This window comes from Treponema sp. TIM-1 (assembly GCF_046533115.1).
Taxonomy (GTDB): domain Bacteria; phylum Spirochaetota; class Spirochaetia; order Treponematales; family Breznakiellaceae; genus JAIRMO01.
In genome coordinates, this window is sequence record NZ_JAJQRC010000003.1 from 23,326 (window position 1) to 43,939 (window position 20,614).

Sequence of the window (20,614 nt, forward strand, 5' to 3'; positions counted from 1 at the left end):
ATTTTATCCTTACCTTAAAAATGATAACGGGCGGAGAGGGTTAATTCTACAAAATTCCCAAAAACCGTATGCTCACTCCATTGGGGAATGAACCACCAGGCCGTGTTAAGACCAAAGGACCAACTGGGATTGAAACGCCAGAAAACCGAAGCCTCGGGCTTCAATAAAAATCCGAAGTGATTGAGTTCCAGGTATTGCTGGGGCACTCCGCCTATCAGCAGGGATAGGGGAAATTCAAACCTGCCCAGAATAAACTGATAGCCGATCCGGGCCCCCATGGGGACCATGAAAAGCATGTTTTTTCCCCGGGTGGAGATAAACATCAGCCCCAGCTCTCCCCCGATAAACAGGTTGGAATTCAGGAAATAACTTAACGCCAGGGACCCGGTTCCCCCGGCGACATTTATCCGGTTTTCAAGGACCCCTTCGCTGTCCCAAAAAACCGTGGGAAAAATAGGCCCCAGGGAGATCGTAAAGGTCTTATCCCCCCGTGAATAGAGGGGCGGGGCGACAAAGTCCCATTCGGAATCAAAGGGAGGTTCCGGTTCTTCTTCCTCATAAACATCACCCTCCTGTGCGGCGGCGCCGAAAATAAAACCCGCCAAAATAAGGATGAAAAAGCCCCTCTTCTTCCCGCTGATCATAATGAACTCCCCAACCCCCGGATTAGTGGGCCTTTTCACGGCCCGGTTCGTCTTGAAAAAACCCGGGAAAAAACGGTAAAATCCCAACCAAGCCGGCTTGGCTCGGGGAAAACCCGTACCCCGGTAATTTTTTATTATAACGGATAAAAGATTCCTATTCAATGAGCCTTTTCAAAATCCAAAGCTTTCTAAAATACAACAATCCACGGCTTGGTTGGGTTACGGTAACCCGTTGAAGATCCCGGCGGGGAAGTGTATAGTTTGAAACAGTCTAGGCTTCCCAAAACTTCGGTTTTAGGGAAATCCCGTTGCAGGAGGAAGCTAATGAACGATATGGTACCTGAGCGGCTTGCCCCCGCCGATGTTTTGGCCAAACAGGGGGTGGCTGCTGTTGGGGGTATAGCGGGGGGGATCCTTCTTTTTATTATGGGGGCCCTGCCCCTTCCTTTAGGGATCGCCGCCGGGGTTATTGTCGCGCTGGTGGGGGTGGGCGCCCTTTTTTCCAAGGACCCGGAAGATAGAAAGCCGGGGATGATAGTTACCGCCGCCGGTTTTCTGGCCATTCTCGCCCGTCTTCCCATAGCTCCCCTGAAGAGCTTCGCGGGGTTCCTGCTCGGTATCGGCGCCGTCGGCCTTTTGGCCATGGGAATCTGGAAGGGAATTAAATTTTTGAAAGGGCTTAAGAGCAGGTCGTGACCTATTTTTTTGAGACCTATGGATGCCAGATGAACACCGCGGAATCGGCGGCGCTGCGTCTGGTGCTGCGGGAACGGGGCTGGACCGCGGCGGAGTCGGGGGAAACGGCGGACCTGGTGATCCTCAACACCTGTTCGGTCCGGGCAACCGCGGAAAAACGGGTCCTGGGCCGGCTCGCGTTGTACGGGGCCCTGAAAAAAAAGCGGTCCTTCACCCTCCTGGTGGCGGGCTGTATGGCCCAGCGTATGGGGGAAGCCCTGAAGGAAAAGAACCGGGCCGTGGATTACGTGATGGGGACCGCCGCCCGTCCGGTTTTCCCCCTCATCCTGGAAGGGTTGGAACAGGGCCTTTCGGCCCAGGAAGGGCTGGCCCGGATAAAAATCGAGGAAGAGCCGGTTTTTTCTTTTTCTCCCTTTCATCTGGAAGAAGGGCAGTTCCGTGCCTTTATCCCCATTATGCACGGGTGTAATAATTTTTGCTCCTACTGCATCGTTCCCCAGGTGCGGGGCCGGGAAGTGTCCCGGGACCCCGCCTCGATCCTCGCGGAAATTGACCTCTTGGCGAAGCGGGGCGTCCGGGAGATTACCTTTCTGGGCCAGAACGTCAACTCCTATTTTTGGGAAGGGAAAGTCGGCTTCCCCGAACTGCTGGAATTAGCCGCCCGGAGGGTGGAAAATACCCCCATCCGCTGGATCCGCTTTCTCTCAAGCCACCCCAAGGATCTGTCCTCCCGTCTTATCCGGGTCATGGCGGAACACGGGGCGTTCTGCCGTCATCTCCACCTTTGTGTCCAGCATGGTTCCAATGCCGTCCTCGCCGCCATGAACCGCCGGTATACCCGGGAGCAATATCTGGATCTGGTGGCGGAGATTCGGGAGGCCCTGCCCGGGATAAGCCTTTCAACGGATATTCTTATCGGTTTTCCCGGTGAAACCGATGAGGATCTGGGGCAAACCCTGGAACTGATGGAGCGGGTAAAATTCCTTTATGCCTATATGTACCATTATAATCCCCGGGAAGGGACCGCCGCCTTTGATCTTCCCGGCAGGATAGATGAGGGGGTGAAACGGGATCGTTTGTCCCGGGTAATTGCCCTGCAGAAACGGCATACCGCAGCCTTGTTAAAGGAACGTCTGGGGCGCCGGGAAAAGGTTTTAATTGAAGGAATTTCCCGAAAAAATGCCGATGAATTAATAACCCGTACTGAAAAAGATGAAATGGTGGTGGTCCCCGGGACTCCCTCCATGATTGGGCGTTTTGCCGAAGTGACCCTCTGCTCCCTGCGGGGAAATACCTTCCGCGGAGCGGCGGTCAATCCGGCGGGTTAAAGCGTAAAAACGGTTTTTTAAACCGGGCGGCTGTTTCAAAACTTCAGGTTGCGGAACGGCTCCCTTAGATTGAGCGGGAGACCGGATTTTTTACCGGTTTTCAGGAGCTTTTATCCAAAAATAACCGGATTTTGGAAGAAGCTCAAAGGAGTGTTGTATTATGCCGTGGAAATTAATCGGATTTGTGGTGTTTTTTGGGATCTTGCTGGTTTTTATCGGCCTCAATTTGAATAACAGCTGTGATATTTCCTTTGGATTTACCACGATCGAGCAGGTGCCTATTTACCTCACCGTTTTTTCAGCCTTTGTGTTGGGACTTTTGTGTACGATCCCCCTGATGGTTTCCCTTAGGTTCAGAAAATCAAAATCCCCGGATGCGGCCATTGACGCCGGGGGAAGGAAAAACCGTAAATTCGGGAAAAAAGGGAGCAATAAAAGGGGGGGGGCAGGCCCGGCGGAGGATATTCCCCCGGGTTCTGACAACGGCGATTCCTATGGGATCAATTAAAAACCTCCTTTTGTTGGTTTTTGTTTTTTCGATCCTTTCCGGGCCGGGGGGCGGAGGTCTCTATGGACAGTCCGATGCTTCCGGAACCCACCCGGTGGCGGCGGAGGTTCAAAACCTTGAGAAAAAACTGAGCGACCGGGGAATCCCGGCGGCGGAACGGCAGGGGATCATGATCCGGCTGGCCGGACTTTTCCGCCTCTTGGGGGACCTGGAATCCGCCGCCCGGATCTGGACGGAAGCCGCCGTGGCGGATCCGGGCCGCCGGGACGACGGGGCCCTCCTGGAAGGGGCCCGGTGTTTTGCCGCCCTGGGGGAACTGGATAAGGCGGACGTCCAGGTACAAAAGGTGCTGCTTACCGCTCAGGATGCCGGAATCCTCCGGAACGCCCGGTGTTTGGGGGCCCAAATCAGGAGCTTCCGCTCCGGGGACGTTTCCATCCTGACGGCCTTGACCGATGACCCCGAGTATCGCGACTACAAAGCCGCCCTGTATTACACCCAGTGGAAGGTTTCCGGGGACGACCGGTACAAGGCCCGGCTCCTTGCCGAATGTCCCGGGAGTCCCGAAGCCCGGATCCTGGGGAACGATGGCGGCGTGGTCAGGGCCGCCCCCATGGTCTGGTGGTTCCTTTTTCCCGGACGGGATGCGGTAACCCTGGCGGCTCCCGTTGTCCCGGCGGCGCCCAAGGCGCTTGACCCGGCGCCAGAAGACGCCGGAACAGCGGTGGTGCTGCAGACCGGCCTTTTCAGCCGGGAGGAAAATGCCCGGGCCCTGGTGGAACGGCTTCGGCGCGCGGGATTTCAGGCGGGTATTACCCGGCGCGGGGTCAAGGGTGTCGAGTATTGGGCGGTAACCGTACCCGCGGGAAATGATATGGGCAGGACCATCATACACTTAAAGGACGCCGGATTTGAGTCCTTCCCGGTATTTCAGTGAGGGAGGGCGCTTATGGGAAGATCCGTGGAGCGGGTTTTTTCCATATCCAGGGTCAGGAAAATCGCCGGTTCATGCAGGGACTGAATGCCCCGGGTACTCAAACGAATCCGGGTCAGGGTAAAGGCGGATAACCATTCGCTTTCGCTGGATTCCGTTTCCGGATAGTGAACCTGGTAAATATCCCGTTCTATACCGGCATCCTGGGGCCGTAATTCCAACAACGTCTCCCCCTCAATAATAAAAAAGGCGTATGTTCCCTGCTTATAAGAATCCCCCTGGTATAATTCATAGGTTCCATCTTTTTGCAAGCTGAGTCTCCCTATGGAACCGACATATACCGCTTCGATGTGGGGGGGTATCGAATAAACCGCTTCCGGCTTCTTTTCAAGGGACCCCGCCCGCCGGTACACCCCGTCCCAGGTGGCGTTGATCCCGATCTTAAGTTGTACATCCTCGGTAACCCGGATCCGTAAGTTATCCAGGGATTCCAGTTCGACCACGATAAACCGTTTCAGGGTGGTAACGGAACGGTTTTGGGTAACCAGGTACAATCCGTACCGGGTGGGTATGGAATTCTGCCAGATAAAAATTTGCTCGATCTCGTCTCCGAAAAAAATAATTTCTTTCCTGGCATAATCAAAATAGATGTATTGTTCCTGTTCCGGCAGACCCTGGGCATTGACAAAATACCAGAGCCCCTCGATATAATCCGCGAATTTTCCGGAATTACCGCTTAACAGTTCCTGGATCCGGCGCTGCTCTATCTGGGCGCCCGGTATCCTGGTAAGCCGGCTCTGTTCGTACCGTCCGGTTACCGGATTATAGGTATGGATAAGTTCCACCCGATCCAGGGCATTGGAAGATTCAAAATCCCGGCCATAGGCCGCAATGGCACAGGGCTGCCCCGGGGAACGCTCCGCCTCCAACACGGAAATAGCGCCGTCGATCCGCAGTTCCGCGATCTTGCCGAAGGGCGTAACCGGCTCAAGCCGGTCCGCCTCCCCGGTAGCCGCGGCGGAGGGGGGATCCGGTTTTCTTAAAACGGTCAGGGTCTCTTCCCCGGCGCCGTTCATCCCCTTAAGGAGTATGCAGAGCCCCCCGTCTCCCAGGATGTCCAGGACAAACAAGGAGATCCCCCCGGGCCGGCTTGCCGCCGTGGGGACACTCCAACGCCGTTGATACCCCCCGGACAGGGGCTCCGTATCCATATAAATAATATAAATAAGGCCTTCGGTTTCCGAAAGATTACGGCAGGCAACAATATGTTCATCGGGGGGGTCGTCGTCGAAATTTTGGGTTAATACCGCCACCGGGGTTTCGCCCGGTTCCAGGGGAAGGTTTGGGAACAGGGTGTCTTCGTATGCCGCCGGTTCCGCGCTTCCCCATGCCTGGTCCCAGGTTTTGGCGTTCATTTGGGGAATAACGAGCCGGGGTTGACCGGAAGGGTTGCGGTTTTGCGTATGAAAGATATCGTCGGGCAATATAATCAACACCCCGATGCCCAGGGCGGTGAAAATAAAAACCAGGGCAGTCATAATTTTTAAGGCTTTACCGGCCATGATCAATCCCCCGCATAAAAATTACCCCGGCAAGCGGCGGCTAATCCCCGGACATATAATCGGAGACGGCCTTTTGTACCCGCGGACCCAGATCCAAACCCACCACCTGGAGCCGCCACCCGGAAAAGTCCTGCACCTTGGCGTAACGCAGGAACTCCCCCGCGGTATTTCCCCGGAAGGCGCCCCCGGAGGTTCCGGTTACGAGCAGGGTGTAGGAAATTCCCCCCCGGGCGTTACTTTTTTCCCGGGCAAGGGCCTCCCGGAGGGCGCCGGCATAATCCGCGGCAGGACCCTCGGGGGTAACGGAACGGAGCAGTTCCTTGAGGGTTTCCTTTTGGGCGGCCCCGCTTAAGGATTCGGAAAAAACCACCTTGGGCTTTTCCGCGGCAATCCACAGGGTAAGGTTATCCCCTTCCTGTAGGATTTTATCAATTATATGTTCGTTAAGCCAGGCCACCGCGCTGTCTTTCCCGTTTTTTATACCCTCGGAACCGTCGAAAATCAAATATACGGTAATCGGCGTGGTCCGCCGGTCCTCGGCGGCCATAAAACCGGGAAAAAGCAACAGTAAAAAAACCATAATCCGGATCGTCTTTTTCATAGTAAGAACCCCATCATAAGCCATTTTTCCTCCCGGGTAAAGATGAAGATATCCTTACTTTATATTATAGAAGACAACCGGGGACAATTCCAAAAATCGACGGCCCGGGTAGACCATGCCCGGGTAATTTCCCCAAAAATCGAAGCCCGGGAGTTTTTTTTAACATATTTTTCCATAAAAATGTAAAAAAGGCTTTACTTTTTTATAGAAAGATTGATAATATGAATATACTATTATAAGATAAGAGTTGAATTTGAAATATATTTGAAGGAGCCAAATTATGGGTGCTATAGACCTGCCTAAAAGTCCTAATGTATTCCACCCTGAGAAACCGAGTGCCGTGGGTTCACGGAATTCTTTAGCCCAGGAGTACCGGGATCAGCAGAATGAGGTTAATCAACTTCTGGAAGAAGAAACCAATAAGGTTGTTCATCATTTAACCGCTAAATTGCCCAAGGATGTGTTGGAACGTCTGGATGTAATGGGCGGGTTAAAAGAGAAGTTGTATAATTATTTTAACCAAAATTACCAGAACATGTTCAACCGTTATATGGTAACGACGGAAGATGAGATGGTAAAGAAAATCCGCAACTATATTGATAAAGAGGAAACCAAGGTTCTTTCCCGGTATACCCCCAAGGAAGTGGCGGATCTTTTGGACCAGGTCGGCGGCGCGGATAAGTTTAATACCGGTGAAATCGAAAAATCCATGGTCAATATGTACGGTCACCTGCAGGGCCATATCCAGCGGGGGGTCAATGACCTGGAAAACCTGACCAACAGCCTGTTGCGGCAAAAAACCGATACCGGCGCGTTTATCCGGGGTGAAAACGCCTATTCTATCGTCAAATGCGCCTTTAAAGATAATGTGCTCAAGCCCAAGACCGTTACCGATGTCAAATTGTCGGTTAATATTCTGGATTCCGAGCTTATCAGCCCTATTTTCCACTACCAGGTGACGGTGGAATACCTCATCAAGGACCTGATCTCCAAGCATCTGATTGATAATATCGATAAGGAAATTGAGAAACTCAAGGATGAACGGATAGATCAGGGGCTTGAGGAATTTTCGGACAGCGAAATTATCTTTAATAAGATCGGCAAGGTCGAGAATTACACCGACGACAAGGGGGATGATCCCAAGTCAAAACGGTATGCCATCATCGCTAAGGCCCTGTTTGAGCGGATCACGGACCTTCGGGCGGAAATAGATCCCGAGAATTTCGATCAGCAGAATGTACGGGAAAACATCAAAAAGATCGTGGATATTGAAAATATCCGGAACCGGGGCTTTAATACGGCGATCAATTCCATAACTTCCATCCTGGACACCTCCAAGATGGGGTATCAGTACATTGAAAACCTCAAAAACGCCCGGGAATTGATGATCCGGGAGTATGAGGATACCGATGCCGCCCATCTGCCCGATGAACGGTACCAGGTGAGGATGCGGTATTATGACAATGCCCAGCTCATCGAGGAACGCAAGGCCTATGATGTACAGGTAAAGAGTTTTGAGACCGAGGTATTGCATGCCTGGGAGCTGCTGGAAGTGATCTATCAGGGGGCAAAACCCCTTTTCAAAGTTGCGGACTTTGATGATCTGGCAAAGAAAAATAAAAACCAGATCCGCAAGACCATAAAGGATAAAAGCGGCGAGCCGTTATACGAGGACATTGCCAAAATTTGGGATGAAATTTCCTTTGTACGCCCCGCGGAAACCGAAGTGGAACGGATGAATCGTACCTATATCTATGAAAAAGACCGGATTCGGCAGCGGATTATTTTGATGCGCCAGCGGCTGAAGAAAATGTACGATTATCAATACCCCATTGAACGGCGGGTGATAGAAGATCGGCTTGATTTCCTGGAGCGGGAATATTACCGGTTTGAATATATGATCAATCCCTATCATATCCAGCCCGGCTTGCTTTTGGATGTGGATATAACCTCCATTAAGCGGAAAAAGGCGACCCTGGATGCCATGGCGAACGTACTGAACGAATTCCTCCATGGGGTTTCCAAGGGATTCCAGGACGCCGCTTTTGCGTCCTTCAGCCGCCGCCGTTCCACGGTCCGGGAGGATATCAATCAGTCCTTCTCAGACACGGTTCCCGGCGAAAGTGCTGTTTCTTCCACCGGGGGGATCGCGCCCGGTCAGGCCTATTTGGATATGTTGAATGCCGACAGTCCGGAAAGCATCTCCTCAAGCCGGCCGCCGGCCCTGGAAGCGCCCCCCAAACGGGGCAGGAAGCCGGGGGTGGTGGACGCGAAACCCGCCAAACGGGGCGCCGAAAAAAAGACCCCCGGCCGCCGGGGGGGCAGGGCGCTGAGGCAGCTCTAATCAGGTAATTATTGGTATTGATGGTGAATCAAAACGCCCCCTTTGACGGGGGCGTTTTTTCTGGAGGTGTGAAAATGGTTCAGACTTTGCCCAACTTAGAGGTTCTTTCCACCCGGGCGGGATTTAATGCCGCGGTACGGCATATCAATACGACCATCCATATCGCCGATATCATAAAAAACCATAATGTGGGCGACCTTTTGTTTGACGGGGAAAGCGAGGGATTGAGCGGGGAGGAAATTGCCCTGCTCTTACGGATGCTCCTGGTAGACAAATTGGGGTATCAAGCCCGGTCTTCCAACCTGGCCACGGTAGCCGTTGATCCGGCCGCGCTGGCGGAAGAATTTGCCCGGTGGTCGGCGGTGGACCTTTTGGCCGTCTACCACCATCCTGAGTTGGGCTTACTGGCCGCCAATCCCAAGGATCCGGCCCAGTTGACCGCCTGGGGGGGCCTGAAAAAATGGGAGCTTTTGGTCATTTATGCGGGAGACGCCGGAAAAGGGGCGGAGGGTCTGTGCCGGAAGGCGGCGGAGACCGCGTTGGACCTTTTTGCGGGAATTAAAACAAAAATCCTTGCGGAACTGTACCGGGGGAATTTTCAGGTGAAAAAGCCGAAGAAGGCCGCCCCCGCACATTCCGGCACAGGGGAGCGTAAACGGGGCAAGCTGCCCCCGGAGCGGGCCCGGAAAAAAGCCCCCCCGGTCCTCCCGACTCAGGCCGAGCCGCCGGTCTTTACTGCGGCCCCGGCGGTTACGGGGCCGCTCCGCATGACTCCCCGGTATTCGGTGATAGTCCGGAATGAGCTTTTTCACAACGGAAACGTGGAAGCATGGAAACGGATCATCGACAGTTACAATACCAAATATCCCGAACTCCAGGTATATATCTATTATGACGGGGAACGGATTCTGGATATTAACGCCCTCTTTAAATGGGGAAAGGTTAAGCACGGCAGTTCCATTCAATTTTCCGTGGCGGGGAACGACATCAAGGATGTGGCCAAATTGCAGCGTTATTTAATTCAGGGGGCCAGTCCCCAGTTCGAAGCGTTTCTTCGCGGATCCGTGAGTACGGTTTTAAGATTGTTTTAATGACGGGGCTGGTTTAGAGCTTCAGTTTTGAAACAGCCCCGGGGTCAGTGATTTTCTCCAGGGAAATTCCGGAAATCCAGCCGGAGTTTCGGGAGCTTCTCTCAATGCAAGGGACATTCCCCAAAACCGAAATTGTGGGAATCTTCCTTGGAAAAAAAAGGAAAGCCATCATGGATAAAAGGATTCATTTTTTTAGTCAAAACCAAGGGGTCTCCCCAAAGATAGCCCCGGAACTGCTGGGAATCCGGGGGAGACAGGCCAATGAATTCGCCGAATTACGTTTTCCCATACTGCCCGGTTTTATCCTGGATACTACCATCGCCTCCGAATTAGGTTCCGTGGATATTAAAAAAGAGGTAAAAACCCTGCTCGATAGCTGTTCTAAAATCGTGGGGAAAACCTACGGGGACCCTGAAAACCCGATGCTCCTTAAAATCGTGGTGTCCTCCAACTTGGCGGTTTCCGATTATCCGGCTTTGCATAATTTTGGTCTGGTCAAACCGGTGGTTGCCGGCTTCACCCAATGGGTGGGGGAGACCTTTGCGGCCCATGAGGTGTTGTTCCTCGTCCGGGGCATGCTGTGGATCGAGGAACGGCTTAGGAAGCTGACCGGCGAAGGGGAGCGGATGAGCGGGCGGCTCCAGGAATTGGACCGGCTCCTCCGGGAGCATCCCCCGGCCAAAAGCGCGGAAAACTACATGGACGAGTATGCCGAATTTTTCCCCCAGGGTTTTTTTGAAAACGCCGAGGGGCAGCTCCTGATCGCCCTGGAAGAAATTTCTAAATTGTTGGCGGTGGATGAGCAGAACGATCGGGATACGGCGCTTTTGATCCAGCCCATGGTTTACGGAAATTACGGAAAAAATTCCTGTTCCGGGGGATTTTTCAGCCGGAACGTGGTAAGCGGCGAAAAAAAGCTGCAGGGGGAATTTCATCAGGAAAAATTTAATGAATTAGGTGGCAACGGCCAGGACATTCAAAAAATCGATCCCCGGCATTTAAAGGAACTGGAAGGTATCGCCTGGACCCTGGAGGATAGATTTAAGGAAATTCGCCAGATCCGTTTTACCATCGAGAACAAAAGACTTTGGCTCATCGAACAACGGCCGGTGGATCAGAAATCGACCCAGGCGGATATCAAGCTGCTCCTGGATCTGGCTAAACGTAAGATCGTGGATAGGGCCTACGTGGTTAAGGCCCTGGAACCCCTCCGGCTCAATGAGATTCTCCGCCCCATGATCGATACCGCCGGGGTGCGGGGCCTTAAAAAATGGAGCGGCGGTATTGCCGGCGCCCCCGGAGCGGCCATAGGCAGGGCCTATTTTAGTACCGAGGGGCTCCTGGAAGCGGAAAAGCTCGCCAGGCAGCGGGGGGAAGATACCCGGTTTATCCTGGTTTTACCCGCTTCCTTTGCGGGGGATGTCAAGGCCATCGAGGTAGCCACCGGAGTCCTGACCGCCGAAGGGGGATATTCCGCCCATGCCTCGGTGGTGGCCCGCCAATACGGAAAGGTATCCCTGGTGGCGCCGGCGCTGACTATCCGGGGTAAAAAAGCCACCCTGGGGAATATCGTTTTTTCCGAAGGGGATTATCTTACCCTGCATGTGCCCTCCTACGGGGAGCCTTCGGTATATCAGGGCGCCGCATCATTAATCGAGCCCAAGCCTGCCGAATCGGGGCTGTTTGAGCTTATCGCCATGGCCAAAGGGTTTTTAAAGGACTTTCATGTCCGGGTAAACGCGGAAAACCCCCGGGATGTGGTTTTGGCCCGGTCCTTCGGGGCCGACGGGATAGGCCTATGCCGAACCGAACATATGTTTTTCCAGGCCGAACGGATCAACGTATTTCGGGATATGATCCTTGCCGGCTCCGGGGAGGAACGGAAAAAGGCCCTGAATAAGCTGCGGCCCATGCAGCGGGATGATTTTTACCGTATCTTCAAAGCCATGGAGGGGAAGGAAGTAACCATCCGGCTTTTGGATGCCCCCCTCCATGAATTTATGCCCCATAGCCGGGATGAACTTAGGGCGTATCTGGGCTACCTGGAAAAAAACAAAAAGAAAAAGGTTTCCGAGGCGGAGATCTGCGCCCGGATTGAGGCCCTGGATGAATTTAACCCCATGCTGGGGCATCGGGGCTGCCGTATCGCGGTCTCATATCCTGAAATTTACGCCATGCAGATCCGGGCTATCTTTGATGCCGTCTACCGGCTCCGGGACGAAAAGGTGGCGGTATATCCTGAGATTATGGTACCCATTGTCATGAACGCGTCGGAGTTAAAACTTATCGCCTATGGGAAAAAGATCGAAGGCGCCGATTATACAGGTATTGTGGAGGTGGAAGAGGCCCTGCGGGAAGAGAAGAAGGTTAAGCCGGTACCCTATAAGATCGGTACCATGATTGAGCTTCCCGCCGCCGCCCTGGGGGCCGCCGATATTGCAAAGTACGGCTGTTTTTTCAGTTTTGGTACCAATGATCTGACCCAGACCACCCTGGGGATATCCCGGGATGACTTTACCGGCTTTATGCCCGATTATACCCTCTTTGACCTTATTACCGGGAACCCCTTCAGCGTGCTGGACCCCCGGGTAAAGGAGCTTATTGCCCTGGCGGTAGAGCGGGGGCGGCTTACCCGGCCCGACCTGGTATGTGGTCTCTGCGGCGAACACGGGGCCCATCCCGGGAATATCCGCTTCTGTATGGAAGCGGGGCTTGACTATGTGTCCTGTTCTCCCTACTCGGTCCCCATCGCCATTCTGGCGGCGGCCCAGGCGGAGCTTAGAAAAGCCGAACCGGGGGAAGGGCCGGGCCGGGCATGACCGGCTCCCGGCGCTTTTCTTATGAGTATTCTCCCCTAAAATTCATGGTGGTTTCCAAAATTTCCACGACCCGTTTAGCGCTTTTTTTTGCGTCCGCCTGGGGAATTCCCGCTTCCCGGTTAAAGGTCTTTTCAAAAAACTGCTGCAGGGTAACAAAAAGATCCGGGCGGTTGTAAAACACCAGGGCAAAATTGACCCCCGAGGGTTTTAAGATGGTAAACGAAGAAAAGGATATGATAGGTTCCTTGGCGATCATGATTTTGCTCAGATTTTTGGCGGTGATCTGTTCCAATTCATTGAACCTGAGGGGAATTTGTTCGGTATTGCTGCGCACATAGGGTTCTATGGCTTTGTTGGGATAGCTTGCCGGTTCTATCAGGATATGTATTTTTTTGCCGTTGGTCTGAAAAGTCAATCCCGCGTCGTTAAGATAAATGGACTTTACCCCGGAATATGAGACAATCTCATAAATGGAATAAGCGGAATTGCTGTTGAAAAAAGAAGAGACTATATACCCTTCATCTCTTGGTAACTGATCCTGACGATAGGCGTCAAACAGATCCATCGCCTTTACTGCCATCGTATCCCTCCTTTATCGGCTATGCTTCGGCTTGGGGAAAAGCGAAGCGTTAAACCCCGTAAAATCCGGTATTCCGCCAAGGCCTCATTTCGTATGATCCGATTCTGAAACCCGGATGGAAGATTAACTCACATTAAGTATTATAGACTTTTTTTTTGTTTCAGCAACCGGGATCACCGGAAAAGGGAAAAAATTTACCGGGTCTTCCGCTTTGCCGCCTCTTCCTCATAGCGGTAAGCCCCCAGGGTATTGCCTTGTTCCCGGGCAATAAAGGCCATCCACTCATAGGGCCGGGGATCTTTTTTGTTTTTCATCGCCGATTCCCGCAGAAACTCCAGGGCTTGCTGCGGTTTTTGTGCCCGGTATAACAGAAGCCCCAATGCCAGGGGAATGTCCGGAGATTTTCTAAACAGATTTCGGGCCTTTTCCAATACCGCCGCGGCGTAAAAACCCGCCCCGGCCCGTTCCAGGCACCCGGTATACTCTAAGAGCAGCTTAATATCCCCGGGTTTTTCCTTGAGCAGGGCCTTAAGAAACACCGCGGCCTCCCGGTAATGCCCGGATTTTCGGTAGGAATAGGCTAAAACCCGGCGCAGGGTAGGATTGGTCGGCTCCCAGGCCAGGAGGGCTTCCAATTCCTTGGCGGCTTTCTCAAATTCACCGGTTTTGACCAGGAAAAGGGCTTGATCCCGGCGGATAACATGGTTATCCTTCCACCGCTTGAGGTAAGCCCCATAGGCCTTTTTTAACCCCTCCCGGGCTTTGGGGCGCCCTTCTTTGAAAAGAACCTCCGCCGCCGCGATAAGCCCCAGATGGGCTTTTTCATGCTCCTTTTGGATAACCAGAACTTTTTTGAACCAGTTTGCGGCTGCTTCGATAAGTCCGGTTTTAAGGTACCGTTCCCCCAGGGCGTACATGATTTCCGGATCCGGCCCCAGGGAACGGATCGCCCCCTGCAGGGTTTCAATCACCCGGAGATCGTCGTCATTGGTGGCCGCTTCGTATAAAACGGAAAACCGTTGGATAAGTTCCCCGTCTCCCCCGTATTTTTTCGCGTTTTTTAATCCCCCCTGCAGGGTCTTCCAATCCCTATCCTCCCAGGCGTTGAGGATAAGGGTATACCACAGCTGGATTTGCCGGGGATCCAATTCCAGGGCCCGCTCCAGGTGATTTTTCGCCGAGGAGCGATCCCCCAGGTTTCGCAGGGCCTCCGCGTCCATGGCATGGATCAGGGGGTCCGCCCGCCGGTACTTAAGCCAATTCCGGCAGGCATCCGTTACCTGCCGCCACTCCCCCGCATCCAGCAGGGACCGGATCATAAAGAGGTCCACCAGTTCACTGTTCCAGGGTAAATCCGGGAGTTTCCCCTCCAGGGAAGAACGGATCCTTTCTATTTCTTGCAGGGCTTCTCCGTTCCGCTCCAGAACCATCAAGATCGAGGTCCGGTACCAGCGGATCATGGGGTCCTGGGGGGCAAAATGGATCGCCTGGGTGTAATGGATCAGGGCTTCTTCCATTTGGTTTAATTCCCGGGCGGCCCGGCCCAATTCCAGCCTGAGCAGGAGGGAATCGAAACCGTTGTCCAGCACAAACCGAAGCATCTGAATGCCCAGGGCGTAATTTTCGATCCGACAGAGCCGGACCCCCCGGATAAAAAGGGCGTTGAGATACCCGTGGTAGATCCGTTGATTGTCCGGGGCGATTTCCACCGCCCGCTCCAGTACCGCTACCGCGGAGGCGGAATGTTTGGATTTCAGGTAGCTTATCCCCAAAAGGGCCAGAACCGGGGGGTTATCCGGACGGGCGTCCAGGGCTCTCCTCAAGAACGGTACCGCCTTGTGGGGCATCCCCAGGGCCGCGTAGGTACGGCCGACGAAAAAGTACCCTTCCGCCGAATGGGAATTGATCCGGAGATAATCGTTAAAAGCGGCTAAGGCCCGGGAATAATCTTTAAGGGCATGAAAAGAACGGCCTAAATAAAGGTAGGCTTCCGGGGGAGCGTCGTATTCGGATAAAAGTTCTTCCAGCAGCTTGACGGATCTTTGGTAATCCCGTTCCACTCCCGCCCGGATGGCGAGGTTCAGTTTTTCCCGCCCCTTGGCGGCGCCGAAGCTCCCGGTGGAATTAGACCCCATAGATGCCCCTCCGGAGGAGCCCGTTACCTTCCCTATTTTGCCCTGGCCAGGGTAACCGCCGAGGTAACCACGATGTCGTCCACCGAAGCCCCCCGGGATAGATCGCTTATGGGTTTGGCGAAACCCTGGAGGAAGGGGCCGAAGGCTTCGGCTTTTCCCAGGCGTTGCACCAGTTTATACCCGATGTTGCCCGCCCCCAGATCAGGGAAAACCAGGGTGTTTACCAGGCCCCGGACGATACTGCCCGGGGCTTTTTTATCGGTCACCGAAGGCACCAGGGCCGCATCTGCCTGGAGTTCTCCGTCAATTTTGAGAGTGGGGGCCTTGGCCTTTACCAGCTCCAGGGCGCTCCGCACCTTGAGTACGTCGGGGTGATCCCCCCCGGAACCTTTGGTTGAAAACGAGAGGAGGGCCACCACGGGGTCGGCATCGAGGAATTCCCGGCAGGACTGGGCTGCGGCCAGGGCAATTTCCGCAAGCTGTTCCGCGCTGGGATCCGGCACCACCGCGCAGTCGGAGAAGATAAGGGCCCCGCCCGCCCCCCAGGAACTATCGGGGGTCTGCATCACAAAACAGGAAGAGGCGGTCTTGGAACCCGGAATTGTGCCGATGATGGTGAGCCCCGCCCGGAGAACATCGGCGGTGGCGCTTTCGGCTCCGGCTACCATGGCGTCGGCATCCCCCAGGTGGACCATCATGGCCCCCCAGCGTAAAAAATGGGTGATATCGGTTTTGGCCTGGTCTTCGGTCATGCCCTTGTGCTTCCGCAGCTCATAATATTCATGGGCGTATTTTTCGATCAAAGGAGAGGCCAGGGGATCGATGAGGGTGATACCCTGCAAGGCCACCCCTTCTTTTTCAGCCCGTTCCATGATTTCAGACTCCTTACCCACCAGGGTAACCGACGAAGCCAGCCGTTTATCGGCGATGATCCGGGCGGCTTTAATAGTCCGCGGTTCCGTTCCTTCGGCTAATACCAAATTTTTTTGCAGGGACTGGGCCTTCTTGAGCATATCCTTTTCAAAATCCATAACACACTCCTTTGGAATATGATATAATGGGGGACTTAACCACCGTATACCCCTTAAGTTTACCTTTTTCAGGGGTATCGCGCAAGCGTTAGCCCGGGATAACGGGGTTCTTCATTATCCGGCTTTATGCCGGCCTATTGACGTACCCCCGTTCCAGGGTTAAATTTAGGACATTATGACCGATATTCATAACGATGTGGTGGAAGATGAAGACTTTGATACCATTTTATCTTCCGATATTGACTTTTCCGGGATCATCAACTTTGAAAAACCCTTTTTAATCCGGGGCAGGGTTTCCGGAAAGATAGCCGCCAAAAGTCTTCTCGTGGTGGATGAGACCGCGGTGGTGGACGCCGATATCAACGCAGCAGCCGTGGTCATCCGGGGATCGGTACGGGGGAATATTACCGTCTCAGAAAAACTAGAAATTACCACCACCGGTAAATTAACGGGAAATGTGACCACCCCGGAATTTTTTATGGCAAACGGTTGTATATTCAACGGCCGTTGTACAATGACGGATCGAAAACCCCTTGAACAAATGGTATGAAAAAAAGAAATTGGAAGCGTAATATTTGTTTGTTTCTTCTTCTTATTCCCGCTCTGACGGTTTTTGCCCAAAACAGGCCCGATGCCGTTCAGGCCTACCGGAACGGTAACTATGAACAGGCGATTGCTATCTGTCTCAATGAAATTTCGGTGAATCGTAACAATATTGAATCCTATGTGGTACTATGCTGGAGCCTTATCCGGTTAAACCGGTATGAAGAAGCCAATACCTATGCCCAGATCGGACGGAACCTCAACAGATATGACCCCCGGATCATCGAGATCCTGGGGGAGATTAATTATTTTCAGGGAAGCAACCAGGAGGCCCTGTCCTATTTTCAGGAATATATCAACCTTGCCCCCGAGGGGCAGCGGATAGAAATGGTTTATTATTTTATGGGTGAAATTTTTATCAGGCTGGGCCGCTTCCGTCATGCGGATATTGCCCTGTCTACGGCGGTTCACCGGGTACCTGAAAACGCCGCCTGGTGGACCCGCCTGGCCTATGCCCGGGAAAACGCCGGGGATCTGCCGGAGGCCGCCGCTGCCTATGAGCGGGCCCTCGCCCTTGACGCCCAGCTTGCCGATGCCCGCCGGGGCCTGGATCGGATCCGCCAAACCCTGGGGAGCCGTTAAATTCCCGTGTTCTCCATAGCGCTTCAAACCCTGGGATGTAAATTAAATCAGTTTGAGAGTGAATCCATCGCCGGCGCCTTTAACCGGGAGGGTTTTACCCTGGTCCCGTGGGAAGGGGGCGGGGCGGACATTTTTCTGGTAAATACCTGTACCGTCACCTCCAAGGCCGAACAGAAAGCCCGAAGGACAATCCGCAAGATCCTCAAGGAAAACCCCGAAGCCTGCGTGATCGTTACCGGCTGTTATGCCCAGGTTGAAGCGGAGGCGGTGGCGGGACTGATGGACCATGAAACGGGGGCTTGGGGTTATCAAAAACGGCTTTTTGTAGTCCCGGGGGATCATAAAAGTTCCCTGCTGGATTTACCGAAATTTCTCGTGGACTTTGAGAACCCCGCCGCCGCCCTGGAACAATGGACGCGGCGCCTGGATATTTCTTCCCCCCAGGACCGGTTCCGTTTTAATCCCGAAACTTTTTTTAGCCATTCCCGGGCTTTTTTAAAAATACAAGACGGCTGTAATAACCGCTGTTCCTATTGCCGGGTTACCCTTGCCCGGGGGCCCAGTGTGAGTCTGGCGGCGGAACGGGTATTGTCCCGGCTTCGGGTCCTGGAGACGGCCGGTTTTGGGGAAGCGGTATTGACCGGGATAAATATCTGCCAGTACCGGGACGGCGCCTTGGATTTACGGGGGCTCCTGGAATACCTCTTGAAGCAAACCCAGGGTATCGCCCTGCGGGTTTCCTCGGTAGAACCTGAAAATATCACCCGGGATTTGGTTAACGTATTGGGTAATCCCCGGATACGGCCCCATTTTCACCTCTCGATCCAGTCGGGAAGCCCCCATATCTTAAAAAAGATGGGGCGTACCTATTCCCCCGAATCAATAGAGGAGGGGGTTGCCCTGCTGCGATCCGTTAAGGGGGATCCCTTTTTTGCCTGCGATATTATCACGGGCTTTCCCGGCGAGACCGGAGAGGAATTTGAGAAGACCTATGAACTCTGCCGGCGGCTTGGTTTTTCCTGGATCCATGCCTTCCCCTATTCTCCCCGGCCGGGTACCGAAGCCTATCACTTTACGGGGCCGGTAAGTGAACGGGAGGCGATCTCCCGGGTAAAGGCCCTGACGGATCTGGCCCATCAAGGCCGCCGGGACTATGTACGGCGCTGGATTGGTAAAAAGGTGGAGGCGATCATTGAGGGGACCGCCCCCGATAACGGAAAAAATAAAAAAGACTCCCCTTATACCGCCGCCTTGTCCGATAATTACCTCAGGCTGCTGCTCCCCTCCGGGGAACTCCCCCCCCCTCATCCGGGCAAGGTAGTCCCCTGTAGGATCCGTGCCCTGGACGAAACCGGCGGGGATCTCCCCGGGATTTCCCGGTTTGACGCCTGGGGGGAGCGGCTTCCGCTCAAATAATGATTTTGATGATATTACACGCCCTGAGCCGGTAATATACCCTCCGTGATGCCTAAAAATAAAATCTAGCCGAAAAGGCGGATGCCTAATAACTAAAAATCTAGTCCAAAATATAATGGCCTTATCAAGGAGATAAGGCATATGAGGTTGGATATGAGCAGTAGAAAGGCAATCGTAAAAAACACCTACCGGGAGTATCAGCAAGCCGGTAAAAAAGGCCGGGGAGAAATCCTGGACCGCCTGGTTTCCGTGACCGGGATGAACCGGGATTACCTGGCGACCCTGCTGGGGCGCTACGGCAAAGAAGGGTCGGTCGGAGCATCCACCCTCCCGGGGAAGCGGAAACCGAGGCCGGAGGGAAAGCGGGGCGGGCGTCCGCCGAAGTACGGAGAGCAGTTCGTGAAGATACTCACGGACATCTGGTACGATCACGGGCGGCCCTGCGGGAAGCTACTGATACCGATGATACGGGGGATGATAGGGTTTCTGGAGGCGGATGGTGGGTATGGCATCACGGCGGAGATGCGGGTCCTGCTGGAGGAGGTGAGTCCCGCGGAGGCGGACTTGCTGCTTGCGGGGGCGAGGAAGAAACTTGAAATCAGGGGGGTGAGCACGACGCGGGCGGCACAAACGCCCCTGCGCAGTCAAATCCCGGTGCGAACCGGCTTTAACCGGGAGACGCTGCGGCCCGGTTTCTTCGCCTGTGATACGGTGGCGCACTGCGGCGGGTCCGCGAGCGGCCAATTCTGTAAAACCCTGACGGTGACGGACGTATTTTCCGGGTGGATAGAGGAGCGGGCGCTGGTGAATGCGGCCAATCGCTGGGTTTTTGAGGCGTTTTCGGCCATTGCCGGCGGACTTCCGTTCCCGCTGCAGGGGGCGCATTACGATAACGGCATGGAATTCATCAACGAGCCGCTGCTGGAATGGTGTCTTAAGCGGCATATCGAGCCGACGCGGACCAGGCCGTATCACAAAAACGACAATTGTTACGCGGAGCAAAAGAACTTCGACGCCGTGAGAAAAACGGTCGGCTACTTCCGTTTTGATACCCCCGCCGAGTACGCCGCTCTCGCGGAGGTATACCGCTTCCTGTGTCCGTTGTACAACTATTGGTATCCGTCCTTTAAGCTGGTGTCGAAAGAGAAACAGGCCGACGGGCGGTACAAGAAAATCTACGAGAAGGACCCCCGGACGCCCTATGAGCGGCTGCTGGAATCGCCTGATATATCAGAAGAGTGCAAGGTTGAGTTGCGGCGGAGGCAGGCCTTGAACAACCCGGTTGCATTGAACCGGAGCTTGAACGAGGCGGTGGAGCACCTGTTGAAGATACACCGTGAAAAGGGCTATACTGGAAACACCCCCTGTCAGGGAGGAGGAGGTCAGGTCCCGGCGGCCTGATTTCGGCTGGATTTTTGTTTCTAGGCAACCACTCCTTTTCGGCTAGAATAATTATTAGGCAATGCGCCCTCTTGACCAGTCGAACGGATTCAGGTATGGTAAATAGCCGGTTGAGCTGGTTTTCCGGCCCGGTTGGTTTAGAAACCAGCTTTGGAAAAAACGGTTAAGCCCCGAAGGGGGTCAACTCGGTTTTTCCCTTAAATCTCAGGTTAGGGTTTCAAAATTTACTATTTTGAAGCTTGTTTTTGTATTATTTGACCCGGGCCGCTAGCTCAGTAGGTAGAGCAACGCCCTTTTAAGGCGTGGGTCACACGTTCGAATCGTGTGCGGCTCATTTCT

General features: G+C 53.9%; 17 protein-coding genes and 1 tRNA gene. 12 read left to right on the forward strand and 6 right to left on the reverse strand.

Going from position 1 to position 20,614, the window contains the following annotated elements; genetic code table 11:
- Positions 1-14: 14 nt before the first annotated feature.
- Complete coding sequence (locus tag LQZ21_RS02670; protein WP_411042597.1) at positions 15-644, reverse strand: TP0733 family outer membrane beta-barrel protein; 630 nt, start codon at positions 642-644, stop codon at positions 15-17.
- 324 nt (positions 645-968) lie between these two features.
- Between LQZ21_RS02670 and LQZ21_RS02675 the strand changes: the two genes are divergently transcribed.
- The 4 genes from LQZ21_RS02675 to LQZ21_RS02690 all read left to right on the forward strand — a co-directional run bounded on the left by LQZ21_RS02675 (position 969) and on the right by LQZ21_RS02690 (position 4,113).
- Positions 969-1,340, forward strand: a complete 372-nt coding sequence (locus LQZ21_RS02675) for a hypothetical protein (RefSeq protein WP_411042598.1) — start codon at positions 969-971, stop codon at positions 1,338-1,340.
- On the forward strand, positions 1,337-2,668 hold the full coding sequence (gene miaB, locus LQZ21_RS02680) for a tRNA (N6-isopentenyl adenosine(37)-C2)-methylthiotransferase MiaB (protein ID WP_411042599.1): 1,332 nt from the start codon (positions 1,337-1,339) through the stop codon (positions 2,666-2,668). The genes LQZ21_RS02675 and miaB overlap by 4 nt, the downstream gene beginning before the upstream one ends.
- Before the next feature lie 160 nt (positions 2,669-2,828).
- Complete coding sequence (locus LQZ21_RS02685; RefSeq protein ID WP_411042600.1) at positions 2,829-3,176, forward strand: LapA family protein; 348 nt, start codon at positions 2,829-2,831, stop codon at positions 3,174-3,176.
- Positions 3,163-4,113, forward strand: coding sequence for an SPOR domain-containing protein (locus tag LQZ21_RS02690; RefSeq protein ID WP_411042601.1), 951 nt, complete (start codon positions 3,163-3,165; stop codon positions 4,111-4,113). The genes LQZ21_RS02685 and LQZ21_RS02690 overlap by 14 nt, the downstream gene beginning before the upstream one ends.
- On the opposite strand, the gene LQZ21_RS02695 is transcribed toward LQZ21_RS02690, so the two are convergent.
- Both LQZ21_RS02695 and LQZ21_RS02700 read right to left on the reverse strand, forming a co-directional pair.
- Positions 4,107-5,672: a pallilysin-related adhesin gene (locus LQZ21_RS02695; RefSeq protein ID WP_411042602.1), complete on the reverse strand. Its 1,566-nt coding sequence runs from the start codon at positions 5,670-5,672 to the stop codon at positions 4,107-4,109. The genes LQZ21_RS02690 and LQZ21_RS02695 overlap by 7 nt on opposite strands.
- 40 nt (positions 5,673-5,712) lie before the next feature.
- Positions 5,713-6,273 carry a hypothetical protein gene (locus LQZ21_RS02700; protein ID WP_411042603.1) on the reverse strand — a complete coding sequence of 187 codons (561 nt, stop codon included), beginning with the start codon at positions 6,271-6,273 and terminating at the stop codon, positions 5,713-5,715.
- Positions 6,274-6,553: 280 nt separating this feature from the next.
- On the opposite strand from LQZ21_RS02700, the gene cfpA reads away from it, so the two are divergent.
- The 3 genes from cfpA to LQZ21_RS02715 all read left to right on the forward strand — a co-directional run bounded on the left by cfpA (position 6,554) and on the right by LQZ21_RS02715 (position 12,527).
- Positions 6,554-8,617 carry a cytoplasmic filament protein CfpA gene (cfpA, locus tag LQZ21_RS02705; RefSeq protein ID WP_411042604.1) on the forward strand — a complete coding sequence of 688 codons (2,064 nt, stop codon included), beginning with the start codon at positions 6,554-6,556 and terminating at the stop codon, positions 8,615-8,617.
- Positions 8,618-8,691: 74 nt separating this feature from the next.
- Complete coding sequence (locus tag LQZ21_RS02710; RefSeq protein ID WP_411042605.1) at positions 8,692-9,708, forward strand: hypothetical protein; 1,017 nt, start codon at positions 8,692-8,694, stop codon at positions 9,706-9,708.
- A gap of 170 nt (positions 9,709-9,878) precedes the next feature.
- Positions 9,879-12,527, forward strand: a complete 2,649-nt coding sequence (locus tag LQZ21_RS02715) for a putative PEP-binding protein (protein ID WP_411042606.1) — start codon at positions 9,879-9,881, stop codon at positions 12,525-12,527.
- Positions 12,528-12,546: 19 nt separating this feature from the next.
- On the opposite strand, the gene LQZ21_RS02720 is transcribed toward LQZ21_RS02715, so the two are convergent.
- The 3 genes from LQZ21_RS02720 to pta all read right to left on the reverse strand — a co-directional run bounded on the left by LQZ21_RS02720 (position 12,547) and on the right by pta (position 16,273).
- Positions 12,547-13,107, reverse strand: a complete 561-nt coding sequence (locus LQZ21_RS02720) for a hypothetical protein (RefSeq protein ID WP_411042607.1) — start codon at positions 13,105-13,107, stop codon at positions 12,547-12,549.
- Positions 13,108-13,301: 194 nt separating this feature from the next.
- Positions 13,302-15,242 carry a tetratricopeptide repeat protein gene (locus LQZ21_RS02725; RefSeq protein ID WP_411042608.1) on the reverse strand — a complete coding sequence of 647 codons (1,941 nt, stop codon included), beginning with the start codon at positions 15,240-15,242 and terminating at the stop codon, positions 13,302-13,304.
- A 32-nt stretch (positions 15,243-15,274) separates the two neighbouring features.
- A complete protein-coding gene (gene pta / locus LQZ21_RS02730; protein WP_411042609.1) occupies positions 15,275-16,273 on the reverse strand; it encodes a phosphate acetyltransferase in 999 nt (332 codons plus the stop codon).
- Positions 16,274-16,448: 175 nt separating this feature from the next.
- On the opposite strand from pta, the gene LQZ21_RS02735 reads away from it, so the two are divergent.
- From LQZ21_RS02735 to LQZ21_RS02755, 5 genes are all read left to right on the forward strand, one after another.
- A complete protein-coding gene (locus LQZ21_RS02735) occupies positions 16,449-16,823 on the forward strand; it encodes a bactofilin family protein (protein WP_411042610.1) in 375 nt (124 codons plus the stop codon).
- Positions 16,824-16,852: 29 nt separating this feature from the next.
- The gene (locus tag LQZ21_RS02740; protein WP_411042611.1) at positions 16,853-17,458 is read left to right on the forward strand and encodes a tetratricopeptide repeat protein; all 606 of its coding nucleotides are present in this window, start codon (positions 16,853-16,855) and stop codon (positions 17,456-17,458) included.
- A 6-nt stretch (positions 17,459-17,464) separates the two neighbouring features.
- The gene (gene mtaB, locus LQZ21_RS02745) at positions 17,465-18,874 is read left to right on the forward strand and encodes a tRNA (N(6)-L-threonylcarbamoyladenosine(37)-C(2))-methylthiotransferase MtaB (RefSeq protein ID WP_411042612.1); all 1,410 of its coding nucleotides are present in this window, start codon (positions 17,465-17,467) and stop codon (positions 18,872-18,874) included.
- A gap of 153 nt (positions 18,875-19,027) precedes the next feature.
- Entirely contained in the window at positions 19,028-20,275 is a 1,248-nt protein-coding gene (locus LQZ21_RS02750; protein WP_411042613.1) for an integrase catalytic domain-containing protein, read from the forward strand.
- 261 nt (positions 20,276-20,536) lie between these two features.
- Positions 20,537-20,609 (forward strand) — tRNA-Lys (locus tag LQZ21_RS02755).
- The last annotated feature ends 5 nt before the right edge of the window (positions 20,610-20,614 follow it).

What these genes read in the sequence shown, in the direction of transcription:
- LQZ21_RS02670 (WP_411042597.1), bottom strand. Translation starts at nt 644, where the DNA reads ATGATCAGCGGGAAGAAGAGGGGCTTTTTCATCCTTATTTTGGCGGGT.
- LQZ21_RS02675 (WP_411042598.1), top strand. Translation starts at nt 969, where the DNA reads ATGAACGATATGGTACCTGAGCGGCTTGCCCCCGCCGATGTTTTGGCC.
- LQZ21_RS02685 (WP_411042600.1), top strand. Translation starts at nt 2,829, where the DNA reads ATGCCGTGGAAATTAATCGGATTTGTGGTGTTTTTTGGGATCTTGCTG.
- LQZ21_RS02690 (WP_411042601.1), top strand. Translation starts at nt 3,163, where the DNA reads ATGGGATCAATTAAAAACCTCCTTTTGTTGGTTTTTGTTTTTTCGATC.
- LQZ21_RS02695 (WP_411042602.1), bottom strand. Translation starts at nt 5,672, where the DNA reads ATGGCCGGTAAAGCCTTAAAAATTATGACTGCCCTGGTTTTTATTTTC.
- LQZ21_RS02700 (WP_411042603.1), bottom strand. Translation starts at nt 6,273, where the DNA reads ATGAAAAAGACGATCCGGATTATGGTTTTTTTACTGTTGCTTTTTCCC.
- cfpA (WP_411042604.1), top strand. Translation starts at nt 6,554, where the DNA reads ATGGGTGCTATAGACCTGCCTAAAAGTCCTAATGTATTCCACCCTGAG.
- LQZ21_RS02710 (WP_411042605.1), top strand. Translation starts at nt 8,692, where the DNA reads ATGGTTCAGACTTTGCCCAACTTAGAGGTTCTTTCCACCCGGGCGGGA.
- LQZ21_RS02715 (WP_411042606.1), top strand. Translation starts at nt 9,879, where the DNA reads ATGGATAAAAGGATTCATTTTTTTAGTCAAAACCAAGGGGTCTCCCCA.
- LQZ21_RS02720 (WP_411042607.1), bottom strand. Translation starts at nt 13,107, where the DNA reads ATGGCAGTAAAGGCGATGGATCTGTTTGACGCCTATCGTCAGGATCAG.
- LQZ21_RS02725 (WP_411042608.1), bottom strand. Translation starts at nt 15,242, where the DNA reads ATGGGGTCTAATTCCACCGGGAGCTTCGGCGCCGCCAAGGGGCGGGAA.
- pta (WP_411042609.1), bottom strand. Translation starts at nt 16,273, where the DNA reads ATGGATTTTGAAAAGGATATGCTCAAGAAGGCCCAGTCCCTGCAAAAA.
- LQZ21_RS02735 (WP_411042610.1), top strand. Translation starts at nt 16,449, where the DNA reads ATGACCGATATTCATAACGATGTGGTGGAAGATGAAGACTTTGATACC.
- LQZ21_RS02750 (WP_411042613.1), top strand. Translation starts at nt 19,028, where the DNA reads ATGAGCAGTAGAAAGGCAATCGTAAAAAACACCTACCGGGAGTATCAG.